At 62.3% G+C, this 20,682-nt stretch carries 15 protein-coding genes; 6 read left to right on the forward strand and 9 right to left on the reverse strand.

What is annotated here, in order from left to right:
• The 6 genes from ACMKFF_RS04640 to ACMKFF_RS04665 all read left to right on the forward strand — a co-directional run.
• Nucleotides 1–1,158 (forward strand): polysaccharide biosynthesis C-terminal domain-containing protein (locus ACMKFF_RS04640; RefSeq protein WP_419496206.1); only part of this gene is annotated, 1,158 nt, incomplete at its 5' end.
• Nucleotides 1,159–1,268: 110 nt separating this feature from the next.
• The gene (locus ACMKFF_RS04645) at nt 1,269–1,544 is read left to right on the forward strand and encodes an HU family DNA-binding protein (protein ID WP_349136543.1); all 276 of its coding nucleotides are present in this window, start codon (nt 1,269–1,271) and stop codon (nt 1,542–1,544) included.
• Nucleotides 1,545–1,783: 239 nt separating this feature from the next.
• Nucleotides 1,784–6,376 carry a S8 family serine peptidase gene (locus ACMKFF_RS04650; RefSeq protein ID WP_419496207.1) on the forward strand — a complete coding sequence of 1,531 codons (4,593 nt, stop codon included), beginning with the start codon at nt 1,784–1,786 and terminating at the stop codon, nt 6,374–6,376.
• 28 nt (nt 6,377–6,404) lie between these two features.
• The gene (locus ACMKFF_RS04655) at nt 6,405–7,379 is read left to right on the forward strand and encodes an S-layer homology domain-containing protein (RefSeq protein WP_419496208.1); all 975 of its coding nucleotides are present in this window, start codon (nt 6,405–6,407) and stop codon (nt 7,377–7,379) included.
• 76 nt (nt 7,380–7,455) lie between these two features.
• Nucleotides 7,456–10,383 (forward strand): S-layer homology domain-containing protein, encoded by a 2,928-nt coding sequence (locus ACMKFF_RS04660; protein WP_419496209.1) that lies wholly within the window; start codon nt 7,456–7,458, stop codon nt 10,381–10,383.
• On the forward strand, nt 10,316–11,260 hold the full coding sequence (locus ACMKFF_RS04665) for a hypothetical protein (protein WP_419496210.1): 945 nt from the start codon (nt 10,316–10,318) through the stop codon (nt 11,258–11,260). Before ACMKFF_RS04660 ends, ACMKFF_RS04665 begins: the two co-directional genes overlap by 68 nt.
• A 337-nt stretch (nt 11,261–11,597) precedes the next feature.
• Here the strand turns inward: ACMKFF_RS04665 and pgsA are convergent, their stop codons facing one another.
• Genes pgsA through ACMKFF_RS04710 form a run of 9 tightly spaced genes read right to left on the reverse strand, consistent with a single transcriptional unit; the run spans nt 11,598 to nt 20,626 of the window.
• Complete coding sequence (gene pgsA, locus ACMKFF_RS04670; protein WP_419496211.1) at nt 11,598–12,143, reverse strand: CDP-diacylglycerol--glycerol-3-phosphate 3-phosphatidyltransferase; 546 nt, start codon at nt 12,141–12,143, stop codon at nt 11,598–11,600.
• Nucleotides 12,143–13,477, reverse strand: coding sequence for a 30S ribosomal protein S12 methylthiotransferase RimO (gene rimO, locus ACMKFF_RS04675; protein ID WP_419496212.1), 1,335 nt, complete (start codon nt 13,475–13,477; stop codon nt 12,143–12,145). Before rimO ends, pgsA begins: the two co-directional genes overlap by 1 nt.
• Before the next feature lie 19 nt (nt 13,478–13,496).
• Entirely contained in the window at nt 13,497–14,117 is a 621-nt protein-coding gene (locus ACMKFF_RS04680; protein ID WP_419496213.1) for a regulatory protein RecX, read from the reverse strand.
• Nucleotides 14,117–15,217, reverse strand: a complete 1,101-nt coding sequence (recA, locus tag ACMKFF_RS04685; RefSeq protein ID WP_367926576.1) for a recombinase RecA — start codon at nt 15,215–15,217, stop codon at nt 14,117–14,119. The genes ACMKFF_RS04680 and recA overlap by 1 nt, the downstream gene beginning before the upstream one ends.
• A 2-nt stretch (nt 15,218–15,219) precedes the next feature.
• Nucleotides 15,220–16,089: a peptide chain release factor N(5)-glutamine methyltransferase gene (gene prmC, locus ACMKFF_RS04690; RefSeq protein ID WP_417324430.1), complete on the reverse strand. Its 870-nt coding sequence runs from the start codon at nt 16,087–16,089 to the stop codon at nt 15,220–15,222.
• On the reverse strand, nt 16,083–17,090 hold the full coding sequence (locus ACMKFF_RS04695) for a DUF1385 domain-containing protein (RefSeq protein WP_417324432.1): 1,008 nt from the start codon (nt 17,088–17,090) through the stop codon (nt 16,083–16,085). The genes prmC and ACMKFF_RS04695 overlap by 7 nt, the downstream gene beginning before the upstream one ends.
• Nucleotides 17,091–17,101: 11 nt before the next feature.
• Nucleotides 17,102–18,532: a sensor histidine kinase gene (locus ACMKFF_RS04700; RefSeq protein WP_419496214.1), complete on the reverse strand. Its 1,431-nt coding sequence runs from the start codon at nt 18,530–18,532 to the stop codon at nt 17,102–17,104.
• Nucleotides 18,533–18,549: 17 nt separating this feature from the next.
• The gene (locus ACMKFF_RS04705) at nt 18,550–19,236 is read right to left on the reverse strand and encodes a response regulator transcription factor (protein WP_417324436.1); all 687 of its coding nucleotides are present in this window, start codon (nt 19,234–19,236) and stop codon (nt 18,550–18,552) included.
• 55 nt (nt 19,237–19,291) lie between these two features.
• The gene (locus tag ACMKFF_RS04710; protein WP_419496215.1) at nt 19,292–20,626 is read right to left on the reverse strand and encodes a hypothetical protein; all 1,335 of its coding nucleotides are present in this window, start codon (nt 20,624–20,626) and stop codon (nt 19,292–19,294) included.
• Nucleotides 20,627–20,682: the final 56 nt, after the last annotated feature.

Raw genomic sequence — 20,682 nt, forward strand, 5'->3', positions numbered from 1 at the left:
GGGCAGGGGAACATGGCTCCTACGGCCGTCAGCCAGATCATCGAGGCCCTGTGCAAGCTCTTCCTTGGCCTCGGCCTTGCCTGGCTCGTCATGAATCGCCTCGGCGACGGCCCGCTCGCCGCTGCCGGCTCCATCGCGGGCGTGACGATCGGCACGGTGCTCTCGGCCCTCTACCTCTTCTGCAAGACGCGCCGCCGCACGCGCGAGCTCAGCCGCGCGGAGGGGCAGGCAAGACCCGCGGGCGAGACGCTCAAGCGCCTGCTGGCAATTGCCGTGCCCATCACGCTCGGCGCAGCCGGTCTGCAGATCATCAACCTGTTCGATGCGGCGACGGTCATGAACCGCCTCATCAATGCCGCGGGCTACACGCAGGAGCGCGCGGACGTCGTCAAGGGCGTTTATAACTACTGCCAGACCATCTTCAATTTCCCCTGTGCCTTCATTCCCTGCATCACCATCGCCATCATCCCGGCCATTACGAACAGCCTGACGCTGCAGGACCGCCGCGGCGTGCGCTCCGTGCAGAATTCGTCGCTGCGACTCATGGGCCTCATCGCCATGCCCTGCGCCGTCGGCCTCATCGTGCTGGCAGAGCCCATCGTCGCCCTGCTTGGCGGCTACACCGGCGCGAACCTCACGCTTGCCACGAAGCTCATGGCCATCCTTGGCATCGCCGTGGTGTTCAACAGCATCGTGCTCATGACGGACGCCATCATGCAGGCGCACAACCACGCCGTCATCCCCGTCGTCAACACGCTCATCGGCGGCATCGTCAAGGTCATCGTCAACTACATTCTCGTCGGCAACCCCGATATCGCCATCACGGGCGCGCCCGTCGGCACCATCGCCTGCTATGCCGTCATCACCGTGCTGAACCTCATCGCCATGCGCCGCGTGCTGCGCCGCAATGCGCCGAAGCTCCTGCCGAACCTGTGGAAGACGACCATCGCCGCCGTTCTCATGGGCGGCGCGACGTGGCTGGCCTACTGGGGCCTCGGCCGCATCGGCATGGGCCGTGCCGTCGCCTGCCTCGGCTCCATCGTCGTGGCGGTCCTCGTGTACGTCGTGCTCATCATTGTGCTCAAGGTTTTGACCTATGAGGACTGCCTGCTGCTGCCCAAGGGCGAGAAAATTGCAAAAATTCTGCGCGTTCGCTGATTTTTTCCAGAAAAAACCTTGCGTATTTGCCCGGCATGTGGTAGATTTTATAAGCATGCGCTCGGGGATCTCCCCGGAGAATGATATACTGAGAAAAGAGGATACCCATTATGAACAAGACTGAACTCATTGCGGAAGTCGCCAACAAGGCCGGCCTGTCCCGCAAGGACGCAGAGAAGGCGCTCGGCGCCGTCGTTGAGACCATCACGGAAGCCGTCGTCAAGGGCGACAAGGTGCAGCTCGTCGGCTTTGGCTCCTTTGAGACGAAGCAGCGCGAGGCGCGCACGGGCCGCAACCCCAAGACGAAGGAGACCATCGAGATCCCGGCAACGCGCGTTCCCGTGTTCAAGGCCGGTAAGGCTCTGAAGGACGCTGTCGCAGAGTAATTCTTCTGATATTTTACAAAGATTTAACAGAACATTAAAGATGAGAGGCTGCTCCGCTTTGGCGGGGCGGCCTCTTTTTTGCGCCCAAATGACGATAAAAAATGGATATTTTTCCGAATAAAGCCTTGAATTCGACGGGGGATTATGGCATAATTATCTTAAACTTTTGCATGGTAAAGGATAACGGGATTCGTCCTTTCCTGTAAAAGAATGAAAATCAAAGGAAAGAGGTAAAAGCGATGTTAAAAGGCAAGGCGAAGCGATCCCTCGCATTTGTCCTGGCTGCCTGCATGCTGCTTGCTCTCCTGCCGTCCTTCGGCGCGGGCGCAAGCGCGGCAAGCGTGTCGTATACCGAGGTCGATCCTTCCGTGATCGATGCGGGCGCGGCCCTGCTGCCGGAAGCAGAGCAGGACGCGGAGCAGGACGTTCCTGCCGCGGACGAGGAGGTCCATGTGATCATCCTGTTCGAGCAGAAATCTCTGGCGAAGAAGGGCTTCTCTACCAAAGACCTGCTGGAGGATGAGGCGGCTGTCAGCTACAGCAGCAGCCTGAAGAAGCAGCAGCTGTCTCTGGTCGACCGCATCGAGCGCGAGGCGCTCGGCGGGGAGGAGCTGGAGATCCGTTATCAGTTCACCGTTGCCGTCAACGGCGTTGCAACGGTGGTGCCCTATGGCAGGATCGAGCAGATCCTTGCCGTGGACGGCGTGGCGGATGTCTACCTGGAGGAACGCTACGAGCTTGATGCGACGGTCCAGCCGGATACGGCGACTGCGGGCGAGATGGTCGGCTCCTACAGCGCGTGGGCAGACGGCTACACCGGCGCGGGCAGCCGCATTGCCATCATCGACACGGGCCTTGATCTGTCGCATCCTTCGTTCTCGGAGGGCGGCTATTACTACAGCCTGGGCATCAGCGCGGCGAGCTTCGGCAAGAAGATCTCCGATTACAACCTTCTGACGAAGGAAGAGATCAAAAAAGCGCTGCCCAACCTGAGCATTTCCGCGGACGAGAACCCGCCCAAGGCGGACGACCTGTACCGCAATGCCAAGGTCCCCTTTGCCTATAACTATGTGGACGACGGTCTGGATGTCTCCCACGATGCCGAGGGCGACAGCAACGGCGACCACGGCACGCATGTCGCCGGTATCGCGGCGGCGAACCGCTATGTCCCGCACTATGACGCTGACGGCGACCTGTACTATGACAAGCAGGAGCTCGGCGTTACGGGCGTTGCCCCGGATGCCCAGCTCGTCGTGATGAAGGTCTTCGGCGTGGGCGGCGGCGCCTATTCTTCCGACTATATGGCCGCCATCGAAGACGCCATCTGGCTGAACTGCGACAGCGTCAACCTGTCCCTTGGCTCCGGCAGCGCAGGCCGCAGCTACGCCTCGAAGAGTGATCAGCAGATCCTCGACAGCTTCCGGAACACGGATACCGTCGTAACGATCTCTGCCGGCAACAACGGCGCATGGGGCGAGAACGTTCTGACCGGAACCGGCATGACCTATACGACGGATGTGCGCATGCACACCGGCGGCAGCCCCGGCTCCTATACGAACTCCTTCACGATCGCCTCCGTGACGAACACGAGCATGAGCGGCGTGATGGGCAAGTTCAACGGCGTTGCCGCGATCCCCGGCGACACCGGTGAGACCTACGGCGCAAAGAATTTCTCCACGCTCGATACGAGCGAGGACCAGAGCGGCACGACGTATGATTATGTCTTCCTCGGCGATCCCGTCAAGGGCGAGGGCATCTACGGCCTGCCCGAGAACTATGCAAACGTCGACGTGAAGGGCAAGGTCGTCCTGATCTCCCGCGGCAATTCTTCGTTTTCGGACAAGGCCAACGCGGCCATTCAGGCAGGTGCCGCGGCGGCCGTCATCTACAACAACGCGCCCGGCTCCATCAACATGAACCTGTCGGACTATAACTTCCCGAATCCTGCCGTTATGATCGAGCAGGCCAAGGCCAAGGAGATCCTCGCGGCTTCGACGCAGGATGAGACGACCGGCCTCTGGGGCGGCAAGATGACCGTCTCCGCCAAGGCCGAGACGCTGCACGGCGTGGCCGACGGCTACAAGCCCAGCTCGTTCTCCTCCTGGGGCACGACGGAAAATCTCGACCTGAAGCCCGAGCTTATGACGCCCGGCGGAAACATCTATTCCACGCTGAACCACAGCAGCTACGGCGTGATGAGCGGCACGTCCATGGCGGCTCCGTCCGCAGCGGGCGGCGCAGCGATCATGGCGCAGTACATCAAGGAACACAAGCTCAGCAAGCAGGAGGGCCTCACGGTCCGTGCGCTGGCCATGGCGCTCATGATGAGCACGTCCGAGCCGCTGACCGACCCGGACACCGGCGTGACCTATTCCCCGCGCCAGCAGGGCTCCGGCCTGATGCAGCTGCAGGAGGCCGTGACATCTCCGGCCTACCTGCTCGTCGGTGAGAAGGAAGGCAACGACGGTAAGGTCAAGCTGACCTTCGGCGACGATGCGGAGCGCACCGGCGTCTACACCGGCAGCTTCTCCGTCCAGAACCTGTCCGATTCTCCGCTGCACTATGCACTCAGCGGCAAGGTCACGACCATGGCCGTCGAGGAGATCGAGGGCGAGGATTACATGAGCGACAGCGCCTATGCGCTGGATGCGAACGTGACGTTCTCCGCCGACGGTAAGAGCGTCTATGTCTATGACCTTAACGGCGACGACAAGGTCGACGAGCAGGATGCGCTCGTCCTGCTGCAGGCCGCAAACGGTACGCATGACGCGCTCGACGCCGAGACCGTGCAGAAGTACGACCTCGATGCCGACGGCACCATCACCACGGCCGATGCGCAGCTCTATCTTGCGGCGGTCAAGGGCGACAAGAGTGTCGTGGACGTCTACGCCGTGACCTACGAGGTTCCCGCAAACGGCAGCATGAACGTCAGCTTCACCGTCCGCCTGACCGACGGCGACAAGGCGTGGCTGAACGGGCATTATCCGAACGGCTCCTATATCGAGGGCTTCCTCTATGCCGATTCCTGCGACGGCGACGGCCGCCAGCTCTCCGTCCCGATGCTGGGCTTCTACGGCAGCTGGGCCGAGCCGAGCATGTATGACAAGTCCGTATATCTCGAGGATATGTGCACCGAGGGCGCAACGGGCTACGTTGCCCAGCGCACGAACTTCCTCGTGCAGCGCATGGCAGGCTCCACGTCCGGCTACTACTTCGGCGGCAACCTCTATGCCGAGGATGACGAGGCCATCGCGGACCGCGCGTCCTTCGCCAATGAGAGCGGCAATACGATCTATGCGGCCGTTCCGACCATGATCCGCAATACGTCCGATCTGAAGGTCACGATCCGCAATGCCGAGACCGGCGAGGTCTATAAGACCGTCGATTACGGCACGGCGACCGGCGCATATTACTCCGCCTCCTCCGCCGCGTGGTCCGCGACCGGCACGCAGGTCAACCTGAGCTGGCGCGGCACCGCGGCGGACAACAAGACGCTCCTGCCCGAGGGAACGCCCATCGAGGTCGTCACCCGCGCCGTCTCGGAATACTACTGGGATCGCGAGACGGAGACGGTCATCGGCGGCGAAGAGAACCTGCCGGAGAGCGCCTTCTGGACGACCCGCTTCGTGCTGGACAACACCGCCCCGCAGGCCAACGACATCGTGCTGCACAGCAGCGCTGCCACCGGCAAGCGTTCTCTGAGTGTCACGGTGCAGGATAACCGCTATGTCGCGGCCGTCCTCCTGCTCAGCCGCAACGGCAAGCAGATCCTCGCGCGCCAGGCCGTCAACCAGACGGAGCCCGGCACAGAGACGACGCTGGAATTCCCGCTCGACGGCATCTACACCAACGACCTGCTCGTCGCGGTCTATGACTACGCCTGCAATGTCACCGCCTATCAGACGAGCTTCGGCGGCAATGTCGAGCAGCCTGCGGCAAACGCCACGCTCCGTGCGGCCGTTCCCGGCACGGATGACACGACCCTCTTCCTCGAGCTGAACACCGAGGACAAGAGCAGCATCAAGGCCCTGAACGAAAACAATCCCCTGCCCGCATCTGTCCTTTCCGTCACGAGAGGCCCGGAGGGCAAGCTCCTGCTCGCAAGCAACGAGCTGGATGAGGCAAAGAACCTTGTTTCCACGCTCTACAGCGTCGATGAGACGGACTACACCGCTACGAAGATCGGTTCGCAGAGCAAAGCGGCCTACACGGCTATGGCCTATCTGCCGCACCTGAACGGCGGCACCCTGCTGGCCGGTTACGGCTACAATCTCCTGCGTGTCGATACCGCGACCGGCACGATGACGAGCCTCGGCAGCTTTGCCTCCGTCATTGGCAGCGGTGTCTACATCGTCGGCATGACCTATGTCGGCCCGGAGGAGACGGAGCAGTACGGTACCTGCGATGATTTCGCCATGCTGTGCAGCGACGGCAGCGTCTACCTCTTCTCCATGGCTTACTACAAGAATGCCAACGGCCGCAAGACCTATGGCCTGTACTCCAGCTCGCTGCTCGGCAACGTGCCGGACGTGATGGCGAACTATGCCGCCGGTTCTGCGCTGTACTATGCGGATAACCGCCTGTACATCAGTGTGCTGACCACGTCGGCCTCCAAGCTCAGCTATGTGGACCTGACGGCCGACATCTTCTGGCCCATTTCGATCGGGCAGATCAGCGCGGCGCCCGTCGCCCTGTACTCCGCCTTGCAGAATGCGGCTGCGGACAACGCAGCGGCGCTTGCTCCGTGGGCGGAGCGCCAGACCGGCATGCAGGCGCTGGAGCCCGCCGCAGCGGAGACGCTGACGGCCCAGCCGCTCCCGGCTCTGCAGTGAGTGCGGCACGGAAAGGAGACTTCCTGTTATGATGAAAAAACTCTTTGCGCTGCTTCTTGCAGCCGTAATGCTGCTGGGCGCCGGTGCGACGGCTCTGGCCGCCGAGCCCGCCGGCTATGACGTCCGCGCGACGGACAGCAGCAAGACGAACAGCCTGACTGTCGGCATGTTTGCCGGGGAAGGACTGAAGAACGGACGGCTGGAGCTGACGTACCCCGAGGGCCTGACGCTCGTTTCCGCCCGCGGTACGCTGGATGCCGGGGCCGGCATCACCGACCTCGACGCCTCAAAGTCCGGCACGGTGCACTTTGCCTGGGCGGCCTATGCCGCACAGAACGAGGGCACGCAGCTCCTGCAGCTCACGTTCCGCGGCCAGCACGGCAAGAGCTATGAGCTGACGCTGACCGAGACAGAGACCGGCAAGCAGGCAAAATTCCAGCTGGCCTTCGACTTCCGCTTTGCGGATGTGATGGACGAGAACGCCTGGTATTACGATGCCGTTTACGCTGCCTATGACGCGGGCCTGATGAACGGTGTGGGCGAAGGCCTCTTTGCGCCGAACGCCACGCTGGACCGTGCGACGCTTGCGACCGTCCTCTATCGTGAGGCGGGCGAGTCTGCCGCGAAGGGCACGGCGTCCTTCACGGACATTGCCGAGGGCCAGTGGTACACCGACGCCGTCAACTGGGCGGCAGAGCAGGGCGTGGTCAACGGCTATCCCGACGGCACGTTCCGTCCGGAGGCCCCGATCACCCGTCAGGAAATGGCCACGATGCTCTATCGCTACTGGAAGCTGCGGGGCGGCAAGTATACCGCGAAGGACGATGTCCTTGCGGGCTATCAGGACCGCGGTGAGGTCGCCGATTGGGCGCTGGAGGCCATGAGCTGGACGGTGCAGTCCGGCATCATCGTCGGCATGACGCCCACGACGCTGAACCCGGCCGGCAGCGCAACGCGCGCGCAGGTCGCTCTGGTGCTCGTCAACTACCTGAAGATGAACTGATCCCGAGACCGCAGGCTCCCGCCGTCTTCCGGCGGCGGGAGCGCCCCCGAACGATTCAGAAAGGAAGGAAATCTGCATGAAAAAGCGGATGTTATCCCTGCTTCTGGCGGTCGCGCTCGTGCTTGGGCTTTGCCCGAGCGTCTTTGCGGCGGGAAGCAGCTATGCCGATGTGCTCGACACCCATTGGGCGCATCCCTATATCGAAGACGTCACGGAAAAGGGCATCATGAACGGCGTGGACGATAAGAACTTCGCGCCGGAGGATGCCATGACGCGCGCCATGTTCGTCACGGTCCTTGCCCGCCTGAGCGGCGACACGCTCACGGAGCAGACCAGCTTCTCCGATGTCCCGGCCGGTCAGTGGTATTCCGCTGCCGTGAGCTGGGCGGCGGAAAACGGCATCGTGCTCGGCTATCCGGACGGCACGTTTGCCCCCGACAAGGCCGTTTCCCGTGAGGACGCCATGACCCTGCTGGTCCGCTTTGCGGGCTGGAAGGCGCTCACGCTCCCCGAGGGCGGCGAGCTGACCTATGCGGATGCCGCGAGCATCCAGGACTATGCAAAGGAAGCCGTCGCCGCGGCGACTGCGGCCGGAATTCTGGCCGGTTACCCGGACGGCACGTTCCTGCCGCAGAAGTCCATCACGCGCGCCGAGGCCGCCAAGATCCTCAGCACGCTCATGAAGGTCACGGATTACACGCCGGTCGAGCCGACGGAGCCCTCCGAGGAGCCGACGGAAGAGCCGACGGAGGAACCCACCGAAGAGCCGACCGAGGAGCCGACGGAAGAGCCCACGCAGGAGCCCACCGAGCCGTCCGAGCCGACGGAGCCGGGCAAGACCGTGACCGTCACGTTCCGCGGCGAGAACGGCTATGCCAAGTACCACGGCCAGAAGGTCGCGAGCATCGAGGTCAACACGAACGAGCCCTATGTGGAGTTCGGCCTCTACGGCGTGGCGGAAAACGGCTTTGAGCTCGACACCGCCTCCGCCTCCGCGGGCACGCTCGTCCGCGCGGAGAACGTATTCATCCTCTCGGACTTTGATGAGGATGTTACGGTCGACTTCACGACCCGCTACCGCACGATGCAGGTCAATTTCATCATCAGCCCGAACGCCAACGCCATGTACGTCGACACACCCGTGAGCGTGACGTGGGGCCAGCCCGTCCCCGTGCCGGAGACCCGCCGCGTCGGCTCCCATGTGTCGAACTGGTACACGGACGCCGCCTACACGCAGGTCTATGACTTCTCCACGCCGGTCACGACGAACCTGACGCTCTACGGCAAGTGGGAGACCAATGTCTATACCGTGACCTATATCGTCGACGGCGAGGTCTACTATTCTACGCAGGTCGATCACGGCAAGTATGTCACGAACCCGAAGAATCCGACGAAGAACAACTACGTCTTCAACGGCTGGTATACGGACGAGGCCTGCACGCAGCTCTTCGACCGTAATCAGAGCATCAAGGCCGACGTTACGGTCTATGCTGCCTGGGCCGAGGCAAAGCTCAACTATGTCTACCTCGACGGCAAGAACGGCGACGACAGCAAATCCGGCATGACGGCGGCAGAGGGTGTTAAGACCTTTGCCCGCGCCAAGGAGCTGCTGGCGGATTCGGCCTACAAGGTCATTTATATCACGAGCATGGTCACCGTCGGTGATACGCAGGTCTGGGATCTGAGCGAGTATCCGGATGCGGTGGTCACGCGTGCCGAGGGCTACAAGAGCAGCTACATGTTCTGGGTGAACGCCACCGGTAACCTGACGCTCCAGAATATCTGCATTGACGGCGGCGCGCAGCGCTGGGCTGCCGAGGACGGCACGCCGTTCTCCAGCTATATCGTCGGCAACTGCACGTCCGGCAAGCTGACGCTGAATGCGGGCACCGAGATCTGCAATACCGTTACGACCAGCAGCAATATTCTCTATCTGCATAACGCCGACTTCACCATGAACGAGGGCGCGAGCATCCATGACAACACCTGCAAGACGGCGACGATCGGCCTTTCGACCACGAAAGGCGGCAGCAGCATCGTCCTGAACGGCGGCGAAATTCACCACAATACCGTGACCGATGCCGCGAAGGCAAACGTCAGCGTCTTGAGCGTCCCGGCCGGTGCCATCAGCTTGTCCGGAAGCTCCACGAAGGGCTTTACGACGTTCACAATGAACGGCGGTAAGATCTACGCCAACAATGCCGCTGCCGAGGGCAGCCTGAAGGGCGTGGGCGCGATCATTGTCGGTCAGTATGTCAATGCCGAATTCAAGGGTGGCGAGATCACCGGCAATGTCGGCGCTACCGCAGGAGCCATCCTGCTGCAGGGCGGCTCGGCAACGAAGCCCAGCAGCTGCACGCTGGAAAACGGCAGGATTTTCGGCAATACCGCCACGGCGGGCGCAGAGTACCAGATCTACGCCCACGGCAGCCTGATCCTTGCGAACCAGAGTATGGTGGAAAGCGAAATTCTGCTGATGAACAGCACGGCCCGTCTGCCGGTTCTCGTGACCTCCGCTCTGAAGCAGCCGCTGCGGCTGAAGCTCGAAGCACAGGTTTACATGAACAAGATCGTTGGCGGCAGCGGCTATACGCTGACCGAGGCCGATCTGGCGAACATTGAGCTGACAGAGCCGCTGGATTCCCATTACAAGCTGTCGGTCGACACGGAAACGAACACGGTTTTCCTGAATGCTTCCCGTGTGGTCGGTACGGTCGTCTATCTCGCGGCCACCGGCAGCGATGCGAACGACGGCAAGACGGCCGAGACCGCCGTTCTGACGTTCGCGCGCGAAGGAGCTGCTTATCGAGCGGCAGTCCGCCACGGGGGACAACATCATCAGTATCCCGCCGGCTTCGGCGGGCTCTTCCCCCAAGTGCCTTGTGGTACGCAGCGACGAGACGTGGTCCCTGAAGGGCATTCCGAATGCCTATGTCATGCTGGAGAACGACACGAATACCTCTGGCAATCTTGTCGAGGTCCTGAACTGCACACTGACGCTTGAGGACATCACGTTCGACGGCAACCGCTATTATCAGCTCAAGGGCAAGTACGCTACGGCAATCCGCGGTGACTGGAGCGACGGCCAGAAGGCGCAGATCGTCGTTAAGTCCGGCACCGTGTTCCGCGATTTCGACGATGATGCCATCTATGCCTATGGCTCGATCGTTACCATCGAGGACGGCGCAGTCTTTGAGAACATCAGGAAGGGCTCCGCCGTCTTTGCAACAGGCTCGGTGCAGAAAACGGACGACAAGTCTTCCGAGGTCATCGTCAACGGCGGAACGTTCCGCAACAACCTCTATTCCTGCCTCAGCATCCTCGGCCAGAGCAAGCTCACGGTGAACGGCGGTACGTTTGAGAACAACGTCGTCAGCAATACCAAGGGCGGCGCCGCCATTCTCGGCGATTCGGCCGGTGCGGAGATTACAGTGAACGGCGGTATTTACCGCAACAATGCGCTGACGGCGGAGACCGGCACAATGAGCATCGGCACCGTTCTGCTGGCCACGAACGGCTGCAAGGTCACTGTCACGGGCGGCGAATTCTACGGCAACACCTGCGCCTCGGCTGAAAACGGCAACGGCTTTGCCTGCAGCGGCACGAACGCGGCGGACATCACGCTGAAGCTGAAGGCCGGAACGAACATGACCAATGCTCCGTTCTTCTGGAATACACCGAGCAAGACGGCCTGCCTGAACATCGCCTCGGCCCTGCCCGGCGCGATGAAGATCGCCTTCCGCAGTGCGCCTGCGGCCGGTACGGTCGTGGCTGCCGGTGCGGACTACACGCTCACGGAGAACGACCTGAACAACCTGACCAGCCTGACTGAGGGCGTGCGCTTCGCGCTCGTCAACGGCCAGATCGTCACGGCAGAATAAGCAATATCCCCAACGGCCCCGCTGCACCCGCAGCGGGGCCTCAGCTTGTCAAAAAAGTCCCTTTGGACTTTTTCGCCAAGCTGCTTTCAGAATTGCAAAATAGAATTTTGCAGTATTATTTTGCAATTCTGCCGCTGCGGCGGGTGATGGAACGCGAAAGGACACCCTGACGGTTTCCTTTCACACTTTTTTTCCCTCCGTAATTTTCGGCTGGGCAGGTTTTTCGACACTCTGGAGCCCCGGTGCACCAGCACCGGGGCTTTGCTTGTTTGCGGATGATGTAAAAAGTTCCCGGCGCGGTTTGATACTGCACCGGGAGCTTTTCCGTCGGAAACGGTTATTTCGTATTCTCGAACACGTCGTGATTCCGGACGAAGTATTCGATGCCGGAATAGAGCGTCGTGACGGTAATAGCGGCCACGACGATCCAGTCGAGCACCTCGCTGAACACAAAGCGGCGGCCGAAGACGAGCATGAAGCTCAGGCCTGTCATGGTGACAGCGGTCTTGACCTTACCGGACCAACCGGCTGCAATGACGCGGCCCTTTCCGGCGGCGATGAGACGCAGGCCTGTCACGGCAAATTCGCGCGCCAGAACGATCATCAGTGCCCAGGCAGGATAGATGCCCCATTCGCAGAACATGGCCATAGCGGCGATGACAAGCACCTTATCGGCCAGCGGGTCAAGGAATTTGCCGAGATCCGTCACCTGATTGCAGCGGCGCGCGATCTGACCGTCCAGAATATCGGAAAGACTGGCCACGGCAAATACGACGCAGGAGACGATCTGCATCCAGCTCCAGATCTCACTGAGGTACATACAGACCAGAAAAACCGGGATCATCACGACACGAAACAGCGTGATCTTCGTTGCAGTCGTCATTATGCATTCTCCTCCATTTCACCGACCAGGTCGCCGTCCTCGGCGCCTGTGATGCGGACCATTACAAACTCACCGGGAGAGACACTGCGCGCCGCAGAGAACAGTACACGACCGTCGATATCGGGCGAGTCGGCATAGGTCCGGCCGAAGCAGCGGCCGGTCTCCGGCTCCTCGCCCTCGCAAAGCACCTCCATGACCGTCCCGACGCGGGCTGCGTTGTACTCATCCATGATGCGCGACTGCAGCTCGGCGATGATCTCGGCGCGGCGCTGCGCGACCTCCTCGTCCGCATGTTCCATTTTGGCGGCAGGCGTTCCGTCCTCGGGGGAGAACACGAACGCACCGACGCGCTCGAGCTTGTTCTCACGGAGCCAGGCACAGAGCTCTTCGAACTCGGCCTCGCCCTCGCCGGGCAGGCCCGTGATGAGGCTCGTGCGGATGACGGCGTCGGGCAGGCGGCTGCGCAGCTTCTGGAGCATCTCGTCCAGCTCGGCGCGGGTCCCGCGGCGGTTCATGCGGCGCAGGATCGCGTCGTTCACATGCTGGATAGGAATGTCCATGTAGTTGACGAGCTTCGGCTCGGACGCGAACGTGTCCAGCAGCTCGTCCGTGATCATATCGGGGTAGAGGTAGTGCACGCGGATCCAGTGGAAGCCCTCAATGCGGCACAGCTCGTGCAGCAGGAGGGGAAGGCGCGGCGCGCCGTACAGGTCCGTGCCGTAGCGGCTCGTGTCCTGCGCGACGACGATCAGCTCCTTGACGCCGGACTCCGCAAGGCCGCGGGCCTCCTGCAGGATGTCCTCCACGGCGCGGCTGCGGTAGCGCCCGCGCAGATGGGGGATGATGCAGAAGGCGCAGAAATTGTTGCAGCCCTCGGCGATCTTGATGTAGGCATAGTGCTGCGGCGTCGTGAGCACGCGCCCGGCCTCGTCTGCCGGGGCGTCGATGTCGCCGAACTCGCTGACGGTCTCGCCGCCGTTCAGCAGGCGGTCCGCCACGGAGACGATGTCGTCATAGCTGCCCGTGCCGAGCACGCCGTCGACCTCCGGCATCTCCTGCAGGATCTCGTCCTGATAGCGCTGCGACAGGCAGCCTGTCACGAGCAGTCGGCCGATGCGGCCCTCCTGCTTCAGCGCGCCCATGGCGAGAATGTTGTCGATGGCCTCGCTCTTGGCCGAGTCGATAAAGCCGCAGGTGTTGACGATCACGAGATCCGCGCCGTCCACATCCTCCTGCAGGGTGTAGCCTGCCTGCTGCAGGCGATAGAGCATCTGTTCTGCGTTGACCTGATTTTTGGCACAGCCAAGGGAGATCATTCCCACTCGTTTGCCCATCGGGGTTGTACCTCTTTCCTTATTCCTCCGGAAAATCCGGGTCGTAACGTTCGAGCGCGCGGCGGATATCGCCCCACGCATGGCCGCGGCGCAGCAGCGCGTCTGCTGCGCGGCGGATCTCCGTGCGGTCGGGCTGCCTGCCGCGGAACCGCTTCTGTAAAAATGCGTCGATCGCGTCGTCCTGCTCCGGGAGCTCGGCAAGAGCCTCGTCCCACAGCTCGCGCGGGATGTGCTTGGCGTAGAGCATCTGCCGGATGCGTGCCGCGCCGTAGCCCTTTGCCGTGCCGCTGCGGACGATCTGCCGGGCTGCGGCCTCGTCATCGAGCAGGGAGAGCCCGGCGAGCCATTCGACGGCCTGCCTGGCGTTCTCGGGCGATTCGCCCTTCTGGCGCAGACGGTGCTCCAGCTCGGCGCGGGAGACCGTTGCGGCGGACAGAATGCGAACGGCGCGCTCCTTTGCGGACGCGGAGCCGGCAGCGGCCTCGAGCGAGGCGCGTGCGGCGTCCGGAATGTCCATGCCGGGGCGCAGGCTCAGGTCCGCGACCACGGCCGGGAGCACCAGCATGGCTTCGCCGCTGTCAAAGCGCAGACGCAGTTTGCCCTGCGGTGAGCGCGTCTGTTCAATGGCAAGCAGACGCATTATTCGGCGTCAAAGTCGTCCGCAGAAACATCCACGGGCTTGGCGGGGGCGGCGGGCTGCTTGATGCGGCTGTTCTGGACCTCCATCAGGTGGGCACGGACGCGCGCCTCCAGTTCGGCGGCCAGCTCGGGATGATCGGCGATATACTGCTTGGCATTGTCGCGGCCCTGCCCGATGCGCTCGTCGCCGACGGAGAACCAGCTGCCGCTCTTATTGACAAGCTCCAGCGTGACGGCGATATCCAGCAGCTCGCCGAAGCGGGAGATGCCCTCGCCGTACATGATATCGAACACGGCCTCACGGAAGGGGGGCGCGCACTTGTTCTTGATGACCTTCACGCGCGTGCGGTTGCCGACGATCTCAGTGCCGCTCTTGATGGCCTCGATTTTGCGGACGTCCAGACGCACGGAGGAGTAGAACTTCAGGGCGTTGCCGCCGGTCGTGGTCTCGGGGTTTCCGTACATGACGCCGATCTTCATGCGCAGCTGGTTGATGAAGATGACGATGCAGTTTGTCTTGGAGACGGTGCCTGCCAGCTTGCGCAGAGCCTGCGACATCAGACGGGCCTGCAGACCGACAAAGGCCTCGCCCATTTCGCCTTCGATCTCGGCGCGGGGCGTCAGAGCAGCGACAGAGTCGACGACGACGACGTCAATGGCGCCGGAGCGGACGAGGGCATCTGTGATATCGAGAGCCTGTTCGCCGGTGTCCGGCTGGGAAACGAGCATGGAGTCGATGTCTACGCCGATGGCGGCCGCATAAACGGGATCGAGCGCGTGCTCGGCATCCACAAAGGCGACTTCGCCGCCGCGCTTCTGTGCCTCCGCCAAAACGTGCAGGGCAAGCGTCGTCTTACCGGAGGATTCCGGACCGTAGATCTCAACGATACGGCCGCGGGGCAGGCCGCCGATGCCGAGGGCAGCGTCCAGTGCAAGGGAGCCGGTGGGGATGGCATCCACGTTCATCTCCGGACGGTCGCCCAGACGCATGACGGCGCCCTTGCCATAGTTTTTCTCGATCTGGTGCAGCGCGGTCTCCAACGCTTTTTTCTTGTCGTCTGCGGGCGCGGGGGCCTCGTAGGCGGGCTTTTTCTGTGCCATGGTCAGCCTTCCTCTCTCTTCCGGGCAAGCACGGCCCGGGTGATGTCTGCGGTGTCTTTTTTCAGCTCCGCGATCTCATAGCCTGCGCGGCGCAGCAGGTCGCACACGGCGGCGTCCTGGCCCATACCGAATTCGAAGCAAAGCCAGCCGCCGGGGTTGAGCGCGGGGGTGAAGTTGCGCACGATGGCGCGGTAAAAATCCAGTCCGTCGTCGCCGCCCCAGAGCGCCAGATGCGGCTCATAGTCGCGGACGGACGGATCGAGCGTCTCCATTTCCGCCGTTGTGACATAGGGCGGATTCGAGACGATCAGGTCAAAGGTGCCGAGAAACGGGGCCGCGGGCTGCCGGACGTCGATCGTCAGGCACTTCACACGGCCGGACAGGCGCTGGCTGCCGACGTTCTGCCGGGCCACGCGCAGCGCGGCAGGGGAGACGTCTCCGAGCGTCACGCGCGCGTCCTTCACGCGGCGGGCGATGGCAAGGCCGATGCAGCCGGAGCCGGTGCACAGATCCAGAATGCGCGGATTCTGCTCGAGAAACAGCGCCTTTTTGATGGCAAGCTCCGTCACGGCCATGGTGTCATCGCGGGGAATGAGCACGTCGGGCGTGACGGTGAGCGTCATGCCGTAGAAGTCCCATTCACCGAGGATGTAGGGCATGGGCTCTCCTGCCACGCGGCGGCGCACAAAGGACTGCGCCAGCTCACAGATCTCCTCAGAGGCGTAGAGGTCGCGGTCCGAGATCAGCTGCTCTGCCGTTTTGCCGGAGGCCGCGCAGATGAGCTCCCGCGCGACGTTCGAGGCAAACTGGCCCTCTGTGGGCAGCAGGGCGCGGCGGGCGTCGAGATAGAGCTCGGCGTATTTCTTTACCACCGGTCCTCGCCCTCCTTTTCCGGCAGAACGAGCGTCAGCGCCTCGATGCCGACCTCCAGCATGGAGTCGTCCGGCTCGTTTGTCGTCAGGTACTGCAGCCACATGCCGGGAGCGGACAGCGCGCGCGTCAGCCAGTTGTCATGGCGGCCGACGAGACGGTTGAATTCATAGCTGATGCCGACGACGATCGGCAGGAGCAGGAGCTTCAGCACCACGCGCACGATGGCCTCGAGCCAGTGCGAGGTGATGCCCGCCGTGATCGGCCGCAGCAGCGGCGTGGCAAGGGAAAAGACCAGAATGGAGACGATCATCACGACGAACAGGAAGCTTGTGCCGCAGCGCGGATGCAGGCGGGTCATTTTGCGCGCGTTTTCGACCGTCAGGGGGAGCTTAGCCTCGTAGCAGCGGATGGTCTTATGCTCCGCGCCGTGATAGGAGAAGACGCGGCGCATGTCCTTCATGCGGGACACGAGGAACATGTAAGCAAGGAAGATCACGATGCGCAGCAGGCCCTCGAGCAGGTTGCGCACGATCTCATTCGTGGTGACAAAGCGGTTCAGGAACGAGCCGAGCAGCGACGGCAGCACGAAGAACAGCGCGATGGAGAACGCCAGTCCGAGCACGACGGAGAACGTGATGAGCGCGTTCTGCGCCTTCTCGGAGGACAGGCGCTTTTCCAGCCAGGCCTCAAAACGGCCGGGCTCCTTGCCTTTTTCGTCCTCGTCCTCCTCCGCAAAGAAATCCGCGGAATACATGAGGGCGGAAACGCCGGTCTTCATGGATGTGCAGAAATTGAAGATGCCGCGGATGAACGGCAGCTTCTTCGGCGACCACTTCTGCGAGAGTTTCCGCGGCTCGACCTTGCGCTGCAGGCCGTCCTTCGTGCGGACGACAACGGCGGATTTCTCCGGGCCGAGCATCATAATGCCCTCGATGAGGGCCTGCCCGCCGATCATGGTCTTGAATTGTTCCTGCGGCTGCTGTGTGTTCTTTTTTGCCATGTGTTTCCTTTCTATTGCTCTGCAATGGGGAGCCGGATGGTGACGACCGCGCCGCCGCCCTCGGCATTGGCGATGTCGAGCACGCCGTTGTGCATCGTAACGATCTCTTCGCAGACCGCAAGGCCGATGCCGCTGCCGCGCGCCTTGGAGGCGCCCTTGTAGAATTTCTTTTTCACAAGCGGCAGCTCCTCTTCGGGAATGCCGGGGCCGAAGTCGCGGATGCGGATGGCGACGGAGTCCTGCCCGTCTGCGTTTTCCCGGCAGATCTCGGCCGTGATCCTGCCGCCCTCGCCGCCGTGCTTGGCGGCATTGTCCAGAATATTCAGGAAGACCTGCTTCATCCGCGCCGGATCGCAGGGAATCTCCGGGATATCGTCATCGTTTTCCAGGTAGTCCAGTACGATGCCCTCCTGCCGCAGGCGGGAGCCGTACATGAATACGGTGTCCTCGAACTCCGTGCGCAGGTCGCACGGCACGACGTTCAGGGTAAAGCGGCCGTCCTGAAGGCGGGTGAACTCCAGCAGCTCCTCGACCATATCCGTCAGGCGGGCGGCCTCGCGCTGGATGATGCTCAGGCCGCGGCGGGCCTCGGCGCTGTCAACGCCAGCTCCGGCGGACAGCAGCGTTTCGCTCCAGCCGCTGATGGCTGTGAGCGGGGTGCGCAGCTCATGCGAGACGGACGAGACGAACTCGGACTGCATTTTCTCTGCGCGGCTGATCTTTTCAGACATTTCGTTGATGGTGTCCGTCAGCTCGCCGATCTCGTCGTCGGACTTCCGCGGGATCTGCACGCCATAGCTGCCAGCGGAGATGCGCTTGGCCGTGGCGGTCAGCTCCTGCACCGGGACAAGGATGGATTTGACAAAGTAGCGGCCGCTGACATAGACAACGAGCAGCACGATCAGGCCGACAAGCGCGGCGCACAGGCTGAAGAGCATGATCTGCCGGTCGGCGCGGCGCAGGCTCGTGACATAGCGCAGCACGCCGATGACCTCGCCGTTTGTATAGATGAGCGGGCTGGAGACTGCCATGATGCGCTCGCCGGTCGCGGGATTTGTTCCGGTGTAGGACGCGATGGCCTTCGTCTCGATGGCCTCGCGGATGTCGGACGTCACACCGGCCATACCGGAGTACACGCCGTAGGACGAGGCGACGATGCGGTTGTTCGTGTTGACGAACTGCAGCTCCATCTGGTCCTTCGAGTCAAAGCTCTGGGCGAATTTTGCGCAGGACTGGTAATATTCGTTGTAGCTCTGGCGGACGTAGTTGTCGAAAAAGCTCGTGCTCGTGCGCGCTTTGGCCTCCATCCCGGCCTCCATGCTGGAGTAGTAATAGGCTGCGACCATGATCGAAAGCGCGATCACGCAGAGAAGCACGATGGCAAACAGAATGCTCAGCGTATTGCGCAGCCAGCGCTTCTGCAGGCCGCTGTTTCGTTTCATGGCGGTTCCTCCCGGGCTTACAGGCCCCATTTATACCCGTAGCCCCAGACCGTGGTGATGTAGGTCGGGTTTGCGGTGTTATCCTCGATCTTGATGCGCAGGCGGCGGATGTTCACATCCACGATCTTGAGCTCACCGTCATAATCGCGGCCCCAGACCGAGGTGAGAATGTCTTCCCGCGACAGGGCGCGGCCGGGGTTCTGCATGAACAGCTGCAGAATGGCGAACTCCACCTGCGTGAGCTTGATGCGGCGGCCGCTCTTTTCGAGTGTGCGGTTGCGCAGGTTGAGCGTGAACGGCTCGTGGACGATGACTTCGGGATCGGCCTCGGCCGCGCCGCCGATGCGGCGGTAGAGCGCGTCGATGCGCGCCGTCAGCTCGGCGGGGGAGAAGGGCTTGGTGACATAGTCGTCCGCGCCGGTCATAAGGCCCGTGACCTTGTCCATCTCCTGCGTGCGCGCCGTGAGCATGATGATGCCGATGGCCTTGTTCGTCGCACGGATGCTGCGGCAGACCTCGAAGCCGTCGATATCCGGCAGCATGATGTCCAGAATGGCCACGCCGGTGTCCGGGTTTTCCTTCAGGCGCTCAAGCGCCTCGCGGCCGGTCCCGGCCTCGATGGCCTCATAGCCCGCCCGCTTGAGATTGATGACGACGAAGCTGCGGATGCTGACCTCGTCCTCCAGAATCAGTACCTTTTTCATGCTTCTCTCCTTTTCCTGCCTTCCGCCGAGCGGCGGAGACTGCAACGGGGATCGGTCAGGACGTTGTAACGTCGCCGGTCTTCCAGTCGTTCTGAATAAAATGGAATTGCGTGCGGATGGCATCGGCCGTGATGCCGAGCGCCACGGCGCGGCGTGCCAGACGGCAGACATAGACCGTCTCACCCTTCTGCGTCAGGACCTGCCAGCCGTCTCCAAGTGCGCTGAGGTCCGATGCGGACAGGGCGGCAATCGTCAGAAGCTCCTCAGTGCTGCCGCCGGCTTCCCACAGAAAGCGGTAGCCGAGCGTGCTGCCTGCCACGGCGCTGCGTGTGAGCACGAGGTGCTCCTGCCACAACGTCGGGATCTGCAGATACCAGCCGCCCGTGTGGCAGTGGAATGTCAGCAGCTTCTCGTCCCGGGAACCGTCGAGCTGCAGATTATACCAGCTGACAAGGTACTGATCCTGCGAGCTGGCATCATAGTCGAGCGACGGCATGGGGCAGAGCATCGGCAGCTCGATCAGGCCGTCCTTGTCGATGTCGCCGCCGTAAATGTAGTAATCACGCAGGGTCTGCACGTCGGTGTTGGCGTCCTCCGAGCGGGAGAGGTTGGTGAACACCCCGTCGCGGAAGACGAAAATATCTGTGATCAGGCTGCCGTCGCTGTACTCCGAGGCGACGAAGACCGCTGCGACGTTCCGGCACATATAGCCAGTCAGAATGCGCTTGACGGACGAGACAGCCACAGACATCGAGACCTCGCGCTCACGCTTGAGCTGACCGTCGGCCCAGCAGTACAGCTCGGCAATACCGTTCTGCGAATCGCCGCCGCTGTGCAGCACAACGATCTCCTGCCGACTGTCCGCGTCCAGATCGCCCGTGACGAATTCGGCGTATTCCGTGCTCATCAGTTCGGTCAGCGTGCCGCCGCGCAGGGAATAGACATTCATGAGCTGCGGAACCTGATCGCTGATCTGGCGGCCGACGACGAGCTCATAGCCCGGCTGATCGTCGAAGGAGACATAGGAGACATGGTGGAACGCGCTGCCTGCGCCCTGCACGGATGCAGCCAGCGTGAAGGCATCGTTCTGCCGGTCAAAGACATAGATGCCAAGCGGAAGCTCACCGGTCGTTTTGCAGTAGACGACGGCTTCGTCCTCACCGTCGCCGTCGAGGTCGACCATCTGCACGACCTGCTGGTTATCGCCGGAGACCGGCGGGGCATAGACCGCACCGTCCGGCAGGGCCAATTCGATGGCGTTCTGCAGGTCATAGTATTCCTCTGACTGCTTCGGAACGGCGTAAAGTCCCTCTGCGGGCTCCAGAAAGCACCCGCAGAGCAGCAGGCAGGCCAGCAGCAGGGGAAGGAAGCGGATGCATTTCTTCTTCATCGGGTGCGTTCTCCTTTCGCCGATATTCTCCATCCAATATTATAACATAAATCGTA

This window comes from Faecousia sp., assembly GCF_048519415.1.
Taxonomy (GTDB): Bacteria; Bacillota; Clostridia; order Oscillospirales; family Oscillospiraceae; genus JAZOXB01.

Excerpts from the sequence above, each read along its gene's own strand:
- ACMKFF_RS04645 (WP_349136543.1), top strand. The coding sequence starts at position 1,269 with ATGAACAAGACTGAACTCATTGCGGAAGTCGCCAACAAGGCCGGCCTG.
- ACMKFF_RS04650 (WP_419496207.1), top strand. The coding sequence starts at position 1,784 with ATGTTAAAAGGCAAGGCGAAGCGATCCCTCGCATTTGTCCTGGCTGCC.
- ACMKFF_RS04655 (WP_419496208.1), top strand. The coding sequence starts at position 6,405 with ATGATGAAAAAACTCTTTGCGCTGCTTCTTGCAGCCGTAATGCTGCTG.
- ACMKFF_RS04660 (WP_419496209.1), top strand. The coding sequence starts at position 7,456 with ATGAAAAAGCGGATGTTATCCCTGCTTCTGGCGGTCGCGCTCGTGCTT.
- ACMKFF_RS04665 (WP_419496210.1), top strand. The coding sequence starts at position 10,316 with ATGCTGGAGAACGACACGAATACCTCTGGCAATCTTGTCGAGGTCCTG.
- pgsA (WP_419496211.1), bottom strand. The coding sequence starts at position 12,143 with ATGACGACTGCAACGAAGATCACGCTGTTTCGTGTCGTGATGATCCCG.
- rimO (WP_419496212.1), bottom strand. The coding sequence starts at position 13,477 with ATGGGCAAACGAGTGGGAATGATCTCCCTTGGCTGTGCCAAAAATCAG.
- ACMKFF_RS04680 (WP_419496213.1), bottom strand. The coding sequence starts at position 14,117 with ATGCGTCTGCTTGCCATTGAACAGACGCGCTCACCGCAGGGCAAACTG.
- recA (WP_367926576.1), bottom strand. The coding sequence starts at position 15,217 with ATGGCACAGAAAAAGCCCGCCTACGAGGCCCCCGCGCCCGCAGACGAC.
- ACMKFF_RS04695 (WP_417324432.1), bottom strand. The coding sequence starts at position 17,090 with ATGGCAAAAAAGAACACACAGCAGCCGCAGGAACAATTCAAGACCATG.
- ACMKFF_RS04700 (WP_419496214.1), bottom strand. The coding sequence starts at position 18,532 with ATGAAACGAAACAGCGGCCTGCAGAAGCGCTGGCTGCGCAATACGCTG.
- ACMKFF_RS04705 (WP_417324436.1), bottom strand. The coding sequence starts at position 19,236 with ATGAAAAAGGTACTGATTCTGGAGGACGAGGTCAGCATCCGCAGCTTC.
- ACMKFF_RS04710 (WP_419496215.1), bottom strand. The coding sequence starts at position 20,626 with ATGAAGAAGAAATGCATCCGCTTCCTTCCCCTGCTGCTGGCCTGCCTG.